Origin of the sequence: Chitinophaga sp. RCC_12 (assembly GCF_041360695.1) — a bacterium.
Lineage (GTDB): Bacteria > Bacteroidota > Bacteroidia > Chitinophagales > Chitinophagaceae > Chitinophaga.
The window spans coordinates 146,958-161,791 of sequence record NZ_JBFUPS010000011.1 but is presented as its reverse complement, the minus strand read 5'-3'; the positions used below and the strand labels follow the sequence as shown (position 1 = coordinate 161,791).

12 protein-coding genes are annotated in these 14,834 nt (G+C 47.5%); 4 read left to right on the top strand and 8 right to left on the bottom strand.

The window, feature by feature from the left end; all coding sequences use genetic code 11:
* Positions 1-165 precede the first annotated feature (165 nt).
* The gene (locus AB6805_RS27080) at positions 166-1,125 is read left to right on the top strand and encodes a FecR family protein (RefSeq protein WP_370912559.1); all 960 of its coding nucleotides are present in this window, start codon (positions 166-168) and stop codon (positions 1,123-1,125) included.
* 7 nt (positions 1,126-1,132) lie between these two features.
* Here the strand turns inward: AB6805_RS27080 and AB6805_RS27075 are convergent, their stop codons facing one another.
* From AB6805_RS27075 to AB6805_RS27060, 4 genes are all read right to left on the bottom strand, one after another.
* On the bottom strand, positions 1,133-1,603 hold the full coding sequence (locus AB6805_RS27075) for a MarR family winged helix-turn-helix transcriptional regulator (RefSeq protein ID WP_159454348.1): 471 nt from the start codon (positions 1,601-1,603) through the stop codon (positions 1,133-1,135).
* Between the two features lie 307 nt (positions 1,604-1,910).
* Complete coding sequence (gene uxuA / locus AB6805_RS27070; RefSeq protein WP_370912558.1) at positions 1,911-3,086, bottom strand: mannonate dehydratase; 1,176 nt, start codon at positions 3,084-3,086, stop codon at positions 1,911-1,913.
* A gap of 84 nt (positions 3,087-3,170) precedes the next feature.
* Entirely contained in the window at positions 3,171-4,505 is a 1,335-nt protein-coding gene (locus AB6805_RS27065; protein WP_370912557.1) for a glycerate kinase, read from the bottom strand.
* Positions 4,506-4,568: 63 nt separating this feature from the next.
* Positions 4,569-5,012, bottom strand: coding sequence for a hypothetical protein (locus AB6805_RS27060; RefSeq protein WP_370912556.1), 444 nt, complete (start codon positions 5,010-5,012; stop codon positions 4,569-4,571).
* A gap of 189 nt (positions 5,013-5,201) precedes the next feature.
* On the opposite strand from AB6805_RS27060, the gene AB6805_RS27055 reads away from it, so the two are divergent.
* Positions 5,202-8,249: an amidohydrolase family protein gene (locus tag AB6805_RS27055; RefSeq protein WP_370912555.1), complete on the top strand. Its 3,048-nt coding sequence runs from the start codon at positions 5,202-5,204 to the stop codon at positions 8,247-8,249.
* A 40-nt stretch (positions 8,250-8,289) separates the two neighbouring features.
* Positions 8,290-9,576 carry an amidohydrolase family protein gene (locus AB6805_RS27050; protein WP_370912554.1) on the top strand — a complete coding sequence of 429 codons (1,287 nt, stop codon included), beginning with the start codon at positions 8,290-8,292 and terminating at the stop codon, positions 9,574-9,576.
* Between the two features lie 102 nt (positions 9,577-9,678).
* Here the strand turns inward: AB6805_RS27050 and tyrS are convergent, their stop codons facing one another.
* Positions 9,679-10,959, bottom strand: coding sequence for a tyrosine--tRNA ligase (gene tyrS, locus AB6805_RS27045; RefSeq protein WP_370912553.1), 1,281 nt, complete (start codon positions 10,957-10,959; stop codon positions 9,679-9,681).
* Positions 10,960-11,119: 160 nt separating this feature from the next.
* On the opposite strand from tyrS, the gene AB6805_RS27040 reads away from it, so the two are divergent.
* A complete protein-coding gene (locus tag AB6805_RS27040) occupies positions 11,120-11,815 on the top strand; it encodes a hypothetical protein (RefSeq protein WP_370912552.1) in 696 nt (231 codons plus the stop codon).
* A 468-nt stretch (positions 11,816-12,283) separates the two neighbouring features.
* Here the strand turns inward: AB6805_RS27040 and rfbD are convergent, their stop codons facing one another.
* The 3 genes from rfbD to rfbB are packed head-to-tail and all read right to left on the bottom strand — an operon-like array spanning position 12,284 to position 14,830.
* Positions 12,284-13,150, bottom strand: a complete 867-nt coding sequence (rfbD, locus tag AB6805_RS27035) for a dTDP-4-dehydrorhamnose reductase (RefSeq protein WP_370912551.1) — start codon at positions 13,148-13,150, stop codon at positions 12,284-12,286.
* 9 nt (positions 13,151-13,159) lie between these two features.
* Complete coding sequence (rfbC, locus tag AB6805_RS27030) at positions 13,160-13,720, bottom strand: dTDP-4-dehydrorhamnose 3,5-epimerase (protein WP_370912550.1); 561 nt, start codon at positions 13,718-13,720, stop codon at positions 13,160-13,162.
* Between the two features lie 54 nt (positions 13,721-13,774).
* A complete protein-coding gene (rfbB, locus tag AB6805_RS27025) occupies positions 13,775-14,830 on the bottom strand; it encodes a dTDP-glucose 4,6-dehydratase (RefSeq protein ID WP_370912549.1) in 1,056 nt (351 codons plus the stop codon).
* Positions 14,831-14,834: the final 4 nt, after the last annotated feature.

Here is a 14,834-nt window from a genome sequence, read left to right as displayed (position 1 = left end):
ATATCGTTTTTGCCGGTTCCTCTGTGCTAAAAATATTAAACCTTGCGGAAGTGACCTAATTATTTATTCTGTCTGTACAAATGTAATGCCTGCGCGATGGAACTTGCAGGGAAGTTAAGTATCTTGCCAAACATACCAGCTATAGCCACGTGCATTCCAATCACTATGTATCAACCGGAACAGGATATCGATGATCTGATATCAAGATATATACATGCTCCACAGGATCCTTTTTTACAGGAACAGATGGCCGGGTTATGCCGCGAAGGACCCGAGCAGGCTGCTTACGTGGAAAGCCGCTTAACCGCCTGGCTTGCAGAGGGTATACCAGTTCCCCATGATGTGGAAAGTGCGGTTCCGTCATCTTCACCCGCTTTATCCAAACGCTCCCCGGTACGCGCCTTTAACCGTAAATGGCTGGTGGCCGTTGCAGTGATGCTGCTCGTTACAGCGGTGATTGTTTACTATTGCTGGCCGGCTCCGGCTAAGCAATTGGGGTACGTTAACAATACCGGCCATACCGATAGCCTATTGCTGGCCCCAGGCTGTACCGTGATTGCCGGCAACGGCGCATCGTTCAGCTATGCTAAAGAGCTTGATGTAACGCCGGAATTACGCATGCTTGTCGGCGATGCCTGGTTTGATGTGGCATTGCCAACCCGCACCCGGATGCAGCTGGATGAGCACACTGATCTGTATACGCTGAAGGCCGTATTTGCAGTGCATAAAACCAATAACCTCTTCAAAGTACTGGTGATAAAGGGAAAGGTAACCCTGGTGCAGGATCAGGGCAACAAAGTATACCTCACCGCAAATATGCAGGCAAAGCGGGAACTGCATCAGCCGCTGCAGTTCAAAACAGTCAAAAGCCAGTCGCTGCTCGCCTGGAAAACAGGCCGCCTGAAGTTCCGGAATATTCCCCTGGAAGAAATCATTGATGCGGTGAACAGCTACTTCCACCTTGATATACGGGTACCGCCATCCGCAGCAGGCGTGTATAAACGCAGCCTGACTGTTGACTTTGAAAATAAATCTGCAGAAGAAACGCTGGAATTACTGCAAGAGATGTTAAAGGTACCTTTGGTGAAAGACAGTGCCAACCGGTATTACATAACGTTGAAATAAAGAATGGTCAGCTCAGGTTTAAGCCTGCTGTTAATTGTTTAAGGATCGTTTTCAGCTGTGTAAAAGCTTCTTCACCTATAATACCGGCGTACAGGTCCTGTACTTCATCTACCGCTTCGTAGGCGTTGATCATAAACTCTTTTCCCTTCTCTGTCAGGAAAATAATGCTGGCGCGGTTGTCGGTATCGTGTTTGCGGGTACCAATGTAGTTATCTGCTTCCAGGTTCTTTACCACCTTGCTCATGGCTTGTTTACTGATGCGCGCTTTCCTGGCCAGGTCGTTGTTAATGGTGCCCTGCGCATCGATGTGTACCAGGAGTACCATATCGCCCAGTTTAAAATTCTTGTATCCGCGCTCCAGTAGTTTTTGTGTAATACGCAGGTCTATATCTTTTTTGAACAAATTGATCAGGCGGGCGAGGCTGTCAGGTCTTTTGGCCAGGCATGCCTCATATCTCGCATCTATAGTTGCGCTCATCATATTGTAGGTTTGGTAAAAGTGTACAGTTGATAAAATCTTGTCCTGATGCAATGCTACAAAAAAGCAGTGATTTTTTGCGCGCTGCTTTTAAAATTTGTGCTTAGCCGGTGCTAAAAAAAGTAAGACCCACCGGTAAGGCGGGTCTTTAATATATTTTCAGAGTAGTGTTATTTGTACACGTAATCAGCCATTACGGTATATGTTCAAATACGCTTTCTGCCCTGGTGTAGCATCTCAGTCCGACGATGGTATTGCTTATCCCCACCTTTACTCTTTGTGCAGACCTGATACTGGTAGACGTCAGTCAATCAGAGCCTAAAGCCCCAGCAATACCCATTTCCAGTCCACGCAATTCTGCCAGTCCGCGTAAACGGCCGATAGCACTGTATCCCGGATTTGTTTTCTTGTGCAGGTCATCCAGCATCTGGTGGCCATGATCCGGGCGCATAGGAATGGAAACATTGCGGCGTTTCATGGTGAGCAGGATGTTCTTTACTACGGCAAACATATCTACATCCCCTTCCAGGTGGTTGGCTTCGTGGAAGTTGCCCAACGCATCCCGTTGTGTGCTGCGCAGGTGGATGAAGTGGATATGATCGCCCAGGCGTTCTATCATGCCGGGAAGATCGTTGTCGGCCCTTACGCCATAGGAGCCGGTGCAAAAGCACAGTCCATTGGAGGCATATGGCGCCGCAATGAGCAGTTCGCGGGCATCCTGTTCGGTGCTTACCACCCGCGGCAGTCCCAAAATCGGGAATGGAGGATCATCCGGGTGGATAGCCAGTTTAATACCGGCTTCTTCTGCAACAGGCGCTATTTGCTGAAGGAAATAGAACAGGTGCAGTTTCAGCTGGGTGGCATCAATGCCTTTATATTTATCCAATGCGGCCTGGAACTGTTGCAGCGTAAAGCTTTCTTCAGATCCGGGTAATCCGGCAATAATATTTTTTTGCAGCAGCTCTTTGTCGGCCGCAGTCATGCTGTCGAAATGTTCCTTTGCACGGGCTATCTCTTCCTCGCTGTAATCTTTCTCTGCATCTGGTCTTTGCAACATGAACAGGTCGAATGCCATGAACGCCGCTTTTTCAAAGCGCAGCGCTTTGGAACCATCTTCCACGGTATAAGCCAGATCGGTGCGGGTCCAGTCGAGTACCGGCATGAAGTTGTACGTAACAGTACGTATACCGCATGCTGCCAGGTTCCGCAGGCTTTGCTGGTAGTTGTGGATATAATCCTTAAAACGGCCGCTTTGCGTTTTGATATCTTCATGTACCGGCACGCTCTCCACAACAGACCAGGCAAGCCCCGCTGCTTCTATGATGGCTTTCCGCTTTTGTATCTCCTCCTTCGTCCATACCACTCCATTAGGCACATGGTGCAATGCGGTTACAATTCCGGTAGCTCCTGCCTGTTTAATATCAGACAAGCTAACCGGATCATTGGGTCCGTACCACCGCCATGTCTGTTCCATTCTCAGCATAATGCAAATACGTTTAGTAAATCCAGAATTTCTAGTTCCAAACCCCAAAAATATAATCTATCCACACATATACAAACTTTGATTTCAAATTTTAAGGCCGTCTGCGGTGATCAGCGTGATCATGAGATCCATCACATTTGTTTGGGTAGGGCCTGTAATCATTAACCCGCCTGCTTTTGAGAAGAAGTGCCACGCATCGTTCTGTTGTAAAAAACTATTTGGATCGAGCTGCATTTTTACCGCATTTTTTATCGTTGATGCGTCTACGATAGCTCCGGCAGCATTGGTAGGACCATCACTGCCATCGGTGCCGCCGCTCAGGAAAGTAAGCGATGGATAACCGGCAAGGGCAATGCCCGCTGCCAGCGCCAGTTGCTGATTCCTGCCACCAAGGCCATTCCCGGTTACTGCTACGGTAGTTTCCCCGCCTGCCAGCAAACAGGCCGGCAAAGGACCGTTGTACTGTAGGGCCGTTTGTACCAGGCTGGCAGCTACAGCATGCACTTCTCCCGTTATAGTATCAGATAACAATACCGGGTAATAGCCCAGCTGCCGGGCCTTTGCAGCCGCCGCTTCCAATGCCACACGGTTGGTACCGGTGAGATAATTGTGTGTATGCAGCAGGGAAGGATCGCCCGGCTTTGGCGTTTCGGGTATCCTGCCAGCGAGGCCGTCTTCAATATGTTGAAGGAGGAACGCGGATATTTTTTCCGGGAGATGATATTTGCGGAGTACATTCATCGTGTCCGCAAAGGTAGACGGGTCGGCTACTGTAGGCCCTGACCCTATCACGCTGAGGTCATCGCCTACCACATCGCTGAGAACAAGGGTGCATAACGTAGCCGGGTATATGCTTTTTGCCAGCTGACCACCTTTGATACCGGAAAGATGTTTTCTTACGGTGTTCATTTCGCGGATGTCGGCGCCGCTTTTCAGTAATGCTTCAAACAATTGTTGTACTTCAGGTAAACTGCTACCTGCCGGCACATCTGCCAGCAATGCGGAGGCGCCGCCTGAAAGTAAAAAGATAACCAGGTCCTGCGGCTGCACCTTGGCCGCCATATCCAGCAGTTTAACGGAAGCGGCTACACTCTGTTCATCGGGCACCGGGTGACCGGCCTCCATAAGCTCCACCTGCTGTAACGGTAACGCATGTCCGTATTTTGTAACCACCATTCCCTTCACCGGGAAATGCGCAGCGAGTATGTTTTCCAGCTCCTGTGCCATCGCGGCGGCAGCTTTGCCCGCCCCCAGTATCCAAACAGCCGCATGCTCCGGGAGGACGTAGCTATCTCCCGAAATATTAATAACACGGGTGGCAGGTATTACCTGCACATTTTTCCTGATCAGCTGCTGCGGATGCACTGCTGCAACGCCTTGCAGGAAAATATCTTTTATATCGGCAGTGGTGTTGTTCATGTTTTCGCGGCATAAAAAAAGCAGTGAGACTACTCACTGCCAATATCCTTCAAGTTAAGAAATTTATTGCGGTTGGGTAGAGTCTTTCGCTTCCTTCCTTTGCCGCTTTTTTTCCATTTTTTGTTCCAGGTGTTCTTTTTTAGTCATTTCCCAGTCGTTCCACTTCTTATACTGCGCGGGCGTAAACACGGTTTTGAAACGCTGGCTGCGCTCCGTATCCAGGGCTTTAAACTGTGTCATGCGTTCCTTTTTGGAGAGGGAAGGATTGTTTTTCACTGCATCCATCCGGCGCACAATATCCTGGTTGATTACCAGGATCTTTTTTTCCTGGTCTTTGTTCAGATTTACTTTATGGGAAATCTTGTCCGTGATTTTATCGGCTCTTCCTTCCGCTGTCCAGCGGCCTTTTGTATTGGTAGTATCTTTTACCTGGGCACTGGTAGTAAAGGTAGTTGCTACAAAAAAAACGGTGAGCAACATCCATGTATAAACAGAAATAAACTTCATAGTCAGCAAGTATTATACGAATTTAAACAAACTTAAGCGGTAAACCCTTTTCAAATTATCCCTTTTTCGTGTGAATCCAAAATACACTTACCACTCATAAAAAATATGCCGTTTTATTTAATCCCGCCTTAATGATTTATTACATTTAGCGGATCAACTGAATCTGAACCGAAAAAATAAAAGATTTACATGAAAAGAGCTTTTGAGAAACCCGGGACAGCCCTGCTGTTGCGGTGTATTACCTATGCTATGAAGCGGCACCGCGGTAAACTGCTGTTACTGGCCCTGCTGGCAACCGGCCAGGCAGTCAGCGCACAGGAAACCTACCCGGTCAACGGGATCGCCGATCCCCGCGAAGGGTGCTTTGCTTTTACACATGCCACCATTGTAAAAGACCCGCAAACCACCCTGAACAATGCCACACTGGTAATCCGCGACGGGAAAATAGTGTCTGCCGGCGTATCGGCTGCCATTCCCAAAGATGCTGTGATCGTGGATTGTAAAGGAAAATACATCTATCCTTCCTTTGTGGATATCTTTAGCAATTATGGCTTGTCAGAGCCTAAACGGGGCGGTTCCGCATGGAATGCAGCACCGCAGTTCCTGTCTAACACCAAAGGGGCCTATGGCTGGAACCAGGCCATCAGAAGCGAGGTAAATGCCGTGGATCTTTTTTCTGCAGATGACGAAAAGGCAACGCCCCTGCGGGAAGCCGGATTTGGCGCTGTGCTTACCCAACAGCCCGATGGCATCGCCCGTGGTACGGCTGCCCTGGTAACCCTGGCCACCGCAAAAGAAAATAAAGTCATTATCCGGGAGAAAGCCGCTGCGGCCTATTCTTTTGATAAAGGAACCTCTACGCAAAATTATCCTAACTCCCTCATGGGTTGCATCGCCCTCCTGCGGCAAACGTTCCTGGATGCCCAGTGGTATAAATCCCGGCCCGCAAAGGAAGGAGTGAACCTCAGCCTGGAAGCATGGAATGCCAGTCAGCAGCTGCCTCAGCTGTTTGAAGTGACCGATAAATGGGATGCGCTTCGCGCAGATAAGATAGGAGACGAGTTTGGGATACAGTATATTATTAAAGCCGGTGGCAATGAATACCAGCGCATCAGTGAAATGGCGGCCACCAAAGCCACGTTCGCTTTGCCGCTGAACTTCCCCGGCGCCATCGATATGGAGGATCCTGCGGATGCACGCTATGTATCACTGGCCGAAATGAAACACTGGGAAATGGCGCCTACAGAGCCCGCTGCTTTTGAGAAAGCAAATATTCCCTTCTGTTTAACTGCCGCCGACCTGAAAGATGTAAAGCAATTCCTGGCCAACGTGCGGAAAGCCATCAGCTATGGCCTCAGCGAACAGAAAGCCCTGGAAGCCCTGACCAAAACCCCGGCCACACTTATAAAGGCCTATGATAAAGTAGGCAGCCTGGAACCAGGTAAACTGGCCAACTTCCTCATTACCTCTGGCCCTGTTTTCAACGAAAAAACCATCCTGTACCAGAACTGGGTACAAGGCAACCGTTATACCATCAAGGCCGACGGCTGGAATGATATACGCGGCATCTATACCGTAAATCTTATCCCTGGCGGCAGCTACTCCGTGGAAGTAAGAGGTACTGCTGTTGCACCGTTACTGTCTGTGTTGCAGAAAGATACCCTTCCCGGCCGCATCGATGTAAACGGCAAACTGGTATCCCTGTCGCTGACACTGGCAAAGAACAGTAAAAGCAATGTACGCCTCAGCGGTATCATTGGCGATAACAGCTGGACCGGTACCGGCGCCGATACCAGCGGTAATCTTGTAAAATGGAATGCTGTATTTGTAAAGGCCGCCCCGGAAAAAGCAGATTCCGTAAAGAAAGAAACACCTTTGGCGATTGGCCCGCTGTATTATCCGTTGAATGGCTATGGCTGGGAGAAATTACCATCGCAGCAGGACCTGCTTATCAAAAATGCCACTGTATGGACCAGCGAAAAAGAGGGGAAACTGGAAAATACAGACGTTTTGATCCGCAACGGCAAAATTGCACAGATGGGTAAAAACCTGGCTGCCGGCAATGCCCGCGTAATTGATGGTACCGGCAAACACCTGAGCGCCGGCATCATCGACGAACACTCGCATATTGCCATCAGTAAGGGAGTGAACGAATCGTCGCAGTCGGTTACTTCTGAAGTAAGGATTGCAGATGTACTCAACCCCGATGATGTGAATATCTACCGTCAGCTGAGCGGTGGCGTAACCGCCTCTCATTTGTTGCATGGCAGTGCCAACGCCATCGGCGGGCAGTCGCAGCTGATTAAACTCCGCTGGGGGCAAAATGCAGAAGCACTGAAAGTTACCAGCTGGGATCCTTTCATCAAATTTGCATTGGGGGAGAACGTGAAGCAATCCAACTGGGGCGACCGTAATACGGTACGTTTCCCGCAAACAAGAATGGGCGTAGAGCAAATTTATACAGATGCGTTTACCCGTGCGCTGGACTATGAAAAACAAGGCGCCGGCAAACGCCGCGACCTGGAGCTGGACGCCCTCGTGGAAATATTACATCAGAAGCGTTTCATTACCTGTCACTCCTATGTGCAGAGCGAAATCAATATGCTGATGCACGTAGCAGACAGTTTTCACTTCAAAGTGAATACGTTCACGCACATCCTGGAAGGATATAAAGTAGCCGATAAAATGAAAGCACATGGCGCCGGTGCAGGCACTTTCGCCGATTGGTGGGCTTATAAAATGGAAGTACAGGACGCCATTCCTTACAACGCTGCCATCATGCAGGGCGCCGGAGTGCTTACCGCCATTAACTCCGATGATGCGGAAATGGCACGCCGCCTGAACCAGGAAGCCGCCAAGAGCATCAAATACGGTGGCATGACGGAAGAAGAAGCTATTAAGCTGGTGACGATCAACCCCGCTAAACTGCTGCATGTAGACAACCACATGGGCAGCATCAAAGTGGGTAAAGATGCAGATGTAGTATTGTGGAGCGATAATCCGCTAAGCATTTATGCCAAAGCCGAAAAGACTATCGTGGATGGTATCGTGGAATTTGACCGCGACAATGATCTGCAGCTGCGTAAGCGCATTGCAACGGAGCGTAACCGTCTTACCCAGTTATTGCTGGCGGAAAAGAAAAAAGGTACGCCTACCCGCAAAGCTTCGCTGACGCCGGAAGAAATCTACCACTGCGAAGATTTGCAGGGCGGACATCAGCAAGCTATTGGTAATTGATCTGTTAGAAATTTTTAAGCACCGCTAAATGCTACAAGCGATGAAAAGACAATTAATTTTATTAAGCCTTACCCTGGGAATGTATACTGCCCGGGCACAGGAAACGATATCTCCGGCAGGCCCGCAAAGCAAGCCTGTATACCTTACCAATGCCACTATTCACGTGGGCAACGGACAGGTGATTGAAAACGGCACCATTGCATTCAGCAACGGGAAAATTACCGCAGTAGGTAATAACATTCCCGCTGCCGGCAGCGATGCCACGGTACTGGATATGAAAGGACAGCATGTATACCCCGGTATTATTGCGCCCGAATCCAACCTGGGGCTGGTGGAATTTGAAAGCGTGCGCGCCACCATCGATGTGCGTGAAGTAGGAGAAATAAATCCTTCCGTACGCTCCATCATTGCGTATAATGCCGATTCCAAAGTAATCAACACCCTGCGTTCCAATGGAATCCTGCTGGCTCAGGTAACACCGGAAGGAGGTATTGTCAGCGGTGTTTCTTCCGTAGTACAGCTGGATGCCTGGAACTGGGAAGATGCCGCTTACAAAACGGATAATGCCCTGCACTTTTTTATGCCACCGCTGGCGCCGCTGGGTGGAGGCCGTGGGGCTGTTCCCAACGACCGGCTGAAAGCAGCACTGGAACAAATAGAAACGGTGAGAACATTTTTCCGGGAGGCAAAGGCTTATCAGCAGGAAGGCAAACACACCGCTACCAATCTGAAGTTTGAGTCGATGCGCAAGCTGTTTAACCGGGAGCAGAAACTGTTTATCCACTGCGACCTGGTAAAGGAAATGCTGGTAGCGATCGACTTTGCCAAAGAGTTCCAGCTCGATGTGGTGATTGTTGGCGGGGCTGATTCCTGGCTCATTGCAGACATCCTGAAACAAAATAATATCCCGGTAGTACTCGCACAGCCGCATGCTTTGCCCGTGATGCAGGACGACGATGTGGATCAGCCTTACAAAACCGCTGCACAACTGCAGAAAGCCGGTGTACTGTTTTGCCTCAGCAATGAAGGCTTCTGGCAGCAGCGTAACCTGGGTTTTGAAGCAGGTACTGCCAGCACCTATGGTTTAACAAAAGAAGAGGCGCTGTCGGCGATTACACTCAATGCCGCTAAAATCCTGGGCATCGATAAAACTACCGGCTCACTGGAAGCCGGCAAGGATGCGAACATTGCAGTAAGTACCGGCGATATCCTGGATATGAAGTCGAGCGTGATTACGCAGGCATTTATCCAGGGTAGGGAAATAAACCTGGATAATAAGCAGAAGCAGCTGTATGAGAAATATGAAAAGAAATATGGGTTGAAATAGTAGCAGATGTTTTTTTAAAAGAAGAAGAGGGAAGAGAAAGCGGACAATTGCTTTTTCTTCCCTCTTCTTTTTAAATATTTCTTTACCGGTATAACCGGAGAATTACACTGCCTTCACCAGGAAATAGCTTTTACCTTTCTGCAATAAAATATATTTATCCCTTAGCAATGAGGATGTGTTTACAATCATATCAATGCCAGGCACTTTTATTTTATTTACACTTACGCCTCCACCCTGTACCGTTTTACGGGCTTCGCTTTTACTGGGGAAAATGCCGGTTTCAGCAAGCAGGCTTACGATATCCTTACCGGCTTCCAGGTCGGTTCTTGGTACTTCGTATTGCGGAACACCATCCATCACTTCTATCAGATCGGATTCAGAAAGAGACACCAGTAATTCGGCGGTATTCTTATTATACAGGATAGACGCCGCTTCTACCGCGAAATTATAGTTTTCTTCCCCGTGAATAAATACGGTTACTTCTTTAGCAAGACGTTTCTGTAACAACCGCTGTCCCGGATCTTTTCTGTGTTCTTCTATCAAAGCGTCCACTTCAGGTTGTTCCAGGAAGGTGAATATTTTGATATAGCTTTCTGCATCCACATCGGTTGTTCTGAGCCAGAACTGGTAGAAGGAGTAGGGAGAAGTACGTTTAGGATCAAGCCATACGGTACCTTGCTCGGTTTTACCGAACTTGGTGCCATCTGCTTTTTTGATCAGGGGACAGGTAAATGCAAAAGCTTCCCCCCGCGCCTTACGGCGGATCAATTCTGTGCCGGTAACAATATTACCCCACTGATCTGAGCCACCCATCTGCAATTTGCAGTTTTTGGCAGTATACAAATGATAGAAATCGTAACCCTGTATCAGCTGATAGGTAAATTCAGTGAATGACATCCCGTTGTCGCCTTCAATTCTTTTCTTAACGGAATCTTTGGCCATCATATAGTTAACGGTGATGTGCTTGCCGGTATCACGAATAAAATCGAGAAAGGAAATATGTTGGAACCAGTCGAAGTTATTCACCATTTCAGCTGCATTTGGTTTGGCAGCATTGAAGTCGAGGAAGCGTTCCAGCTGGGCTTTGATACCGGCTACATTTTTTTGCAGGGTATCCAGGTCCAGCATTTTTCGTTCTTCCGCTTTAAAGGAGGGGTCGCCTACCATTCCGGTAGCGCCGCCCACCAGCGCAAGGGGCTTATGTCCTGCCTTTTGCAGATGCACCAGTAACAGGATGGGAACCAGGCTGCCGATGTGTAACGACTCTGCTGTGGGATCAAAACCAATATAAGCAGTGGTCATTTCTTTATTCAGTTGCTCTTCCGTGCCAGGCATCATATCCTGTAGCATACCCCGCCAGCGCAGCTCTTCTATCAGATTCATGATTTTAATAACAATTTTTGCAAACCTACATAAAATTCGCAGGATTCGCCCATTTTAAGGATTCCGGGCTGGTATAACAAATATCTGTGTAAATTTATAAAGATGACCAGCTGTTTGCACCTGCCGCTGGTCTGAGATTTCTTACCCCAAATAAAATATTATGAAAAAAGCACTCTTTCTTTTATTGGCGCTGATATTTACGGTACCAGCACTGTCGCAGGATTGCAAAGGATACTATTACCTGCTCAACAATGCGGAAATTGAGATGACCATCCTGGATGCGAAAGGCGTGGCCAGTGGCAAAACTATTTACAAAATCACGAACGTGCACAAAGATGAGACTGGAACGGTGTCTGATTTTACCAATACCTTTTATGACAAAAGTAATAAGGAGGTAACTTCCGGTACCGGGCATTTTAAATGCAGCGGAAACGGGGTAGCCATTGATATGAAGATGAGCGTTCCTGTAATGCCGCAGATGAAAGACATGAAGATGGAAGGCAAAACCAATGCTTCTTTCCTGGATTATCCATCCGGAATGCACGCCGGACAAGAGTTACCGGGTGGCACCTTTGAAATGAACGGTAATGTGAAAGGCATGGAAATGGGAATCAGTTATGTAATCAGCAACCGGAAAGTACTGGGAAAAGAAAAAGTAACTACACCGGCAGGCAGCTGGGATTGTTTTAAAATAGCTTATGATATTAATTTCCAGATGAAAATGATGGGGCAGGGAATTCCGATGAAATTCAGTGCTATTGAATGGTTTGCCCCTGATTTCGGACCGGTGAAAACTTCTTCCAGCAAGGATGGAAAGGACATGGGAGGAACTATGATCACGGCGCTGAAGAAATAAAAATGCTTTAGCGCGAAGGTTGTCTTTCTCAGGATTACGCTGATTTTACTGATTAGCTTTTTGTGATTTTGGAGGGATTTTTGAAGATTAATACACCGGTCAGATGCTAATTCCTGTATTGAATACCGCACACTCATTTTCACCAGTATGTCAGAACGCCGTTTCACTTATATGGTAGTGCTCGTATAAACGTTCCGCGTCTTTTCCTCTGTAAAGCCCTGTGGTAAAAGGTCCTGGCATCAAGTCCACGTCACCTCCACGTCACCTCCGGGTTATCTGCATGTATTAAGCATGTATTAAGCATATGCTAAGTATCTGTTAGGTATCAATGAAGCATCCCCTGGTCAATCCTTAACCCAATCCCTATCATCCGCTTATATCTCCCCAATCATTTTAAAATCCAAAAAAATAAAATCAGCGTAATCAGCATAATCAGCGTAATCCTGAGAAAGACAACCTCCGCTCTGGTTATATATTTTTCAGGCATTGGGCCAAACTATCTCTCCAATAGGGAATAGTAATCCCAAAAGTGCTTTTAATTTTTTCCTTGTTTAATACGCTGTAGGCCGGGCGTTTAGCGGCCGTTTTATACTTGTCGGAAGTAACCGGGTATATGGCAGTTGTGGCGTTCGTCATTTCTTTGATGGTTACTGCAAAATCAAACCAGCTGGTTACGCCTTCGTTGCTGTAATGATATACCCCGCCGATGGCTGCATCCGGATTGGCTGATTTATACTGTAAGATGTCCAGGATTGCTTTTGCCAGGTCGCCTGCGTAAGTAGGGGTGCCGGTTTGATCAAAAACAACGTTCAGCTCCTGTTTTTCCTGCATCAGTTGTTTCATTCTTTTAACGAAGTTAACCGCGAATTCGGAGTAGAGCCAGGAAGTACGGAGTATAATGGTGTCGGGATTATAACCGGCAGCAGCAGCTTCCCCGCGCACTTTAGAGGCGCCGTAAATGCTTTCAGGATCAGTATCGTCGCTTTCTGTGTAAGGTACATTCTGTTTTCCGCTGAATACATAATCCGTGGAGATATGCAGCAGCTGGGCATTATATTGAGCGCATATTTCCGCCAGGCTCAGTACCGCCTGGAAATTAAGGAGGAATGCCTTGTCTTCATCTTCTTCTGCTTTATCTACTGCTGTATAGGCAGCGCAGTTAATACAGGCATCGATCTGTTGGGCAGCAAAATAAGCGGCCAGGGCATCCGCGTCCGTGATATCAAGGTCCTGGTAGTCGGTATATAACAGGTTGAATTGCGGATAATCGCCTGCCACTTTTTGCAGGGCTTGTCCTAGTTGGCCGTTTCCGCCGGTAACAAGAATATTCTTCATGGCAAATGATCAGCTGTTAAAAATAAAGTTATGTTGAATATCTGCAAGCGTGGGCAGGATCAGGTCTTTGTCTGAAACCACCGCATCATCCAGGTTGATACCCCAGTCGATTCCCAGGGCGGGGTCATTATAGATGATGCCGCCTTCACTGCCTTTGTGGTAAAAGTTGTCGCATTTATACATTACTTCTGCTGTTTCACTGATCACTGCGTAACCATGCGCAAATCCTTTAGGGACCAGTAGTTGCAGTTTATTACTGGCGCTTAACTCAATGGCAAAAGATTTACCGTAAGTGGGGGAACCTTTGCGGATATCTACCACCGCATCTATGATGCTTCCTTCCAATACCCTTACCAGTTTTGTTTGTGCATGAGGTTCCAGCTGGTAGTGCAGTCCACGTAGTACACCATAGGTGGAACGGGCCTGGTTGTCCTGTACGAATTTATATTCAATACCTTCTGCACTGAAGGTACTGGCGTTATAGCTTTCGAAAAAGTAACCACGGTGATCGCCAAAAACTTTTGGCTCGTAAATTAACAGGTCAGGTATTCCGGTTTGTTGAAAAGGCATGTGTAATAACTAAAAGCTGTGAGCGGTTAGCTTATAAAAGCCAACCGCCGGCAGCTATCTTTTTTGATATTGTTCGTTATAATATTGCTGGTAGTTTCCGCTGGTAACATTGTTGAGCCAGGTTTCATTCTCCAGGTACCAGTCGACCGTTTTTTCCAGGCCTTCTTCAAACTGGAGAGAGGGTTCCCAGCCCAGTTCTTTATTGAGCTTGGTAGCGTCAATAGCATAGCGGAGATCATGCCCGGCCCTGTCCTTTACAAAAGTAATCAGCTGCGCAGAGGTGCCTTCTGGCCGCCCCAGCTTCTTATCCATGATTTTACACAATAATTGAATCAGGTCAATATTTTTCCATTCGTTGAATCCGCCTACATTATAGGTTTCTCCCACTTTCCCATGATGGAAAATAGTGTCAATTGCGCGGGCATGGTCATTTACGTATAACCAGTCGCGTATATTTTCCCCTTTTCCGTAAACGGGTACCGGCTTATTGTTTTTGATATTGTGAATAGCCAGCGGTATCAGCTTTTCAGGAAAATGATGAGAACCGTAGTTGTTGGAACAATTGGATATAACAGCTGGTAAGTGATAAGTATGATAATAGGCCATTACAAAATGATCCGAACTCGCTTTTGAAGCGGAGTAAGGAGAACGCGGATCGTAGGCGGTAGTTTCAAGAAAAAAACCTTCCTCTCCCAGTGATCCATACACTTCGTCCGTGGACACATGATAGAAAAGTTTCCCGTTCATGTTATCTTTCCAGTGTTTCCGTGCATTGTTCAGCAATACTGCAGTACCTAACACATTTGTTTTGATAAACGCCAGCGGGTCCATAATGGAGCGGTCTACATGGCTTTCCGCAGCCAGGTGAATCACACCGTCGAACTCGTACCTGGTGAAAAGGTCATCAACAAAAGATTCTTCCGTGATATCGCCCTTCTCAAAAATGTAATTCGGTTTATCTTTTACATCTGTCAGGTTTTCCAGATTACCGGCGTAGGTAAGAGCATCAAGATTTACGATCTGGTAGTCGGGATATTTATTGACAAATAGCCTTACCACATGTGAACCGATGAATCCCGCACCACCGGTAATTAATAGTTTTCGCTTCATTCCG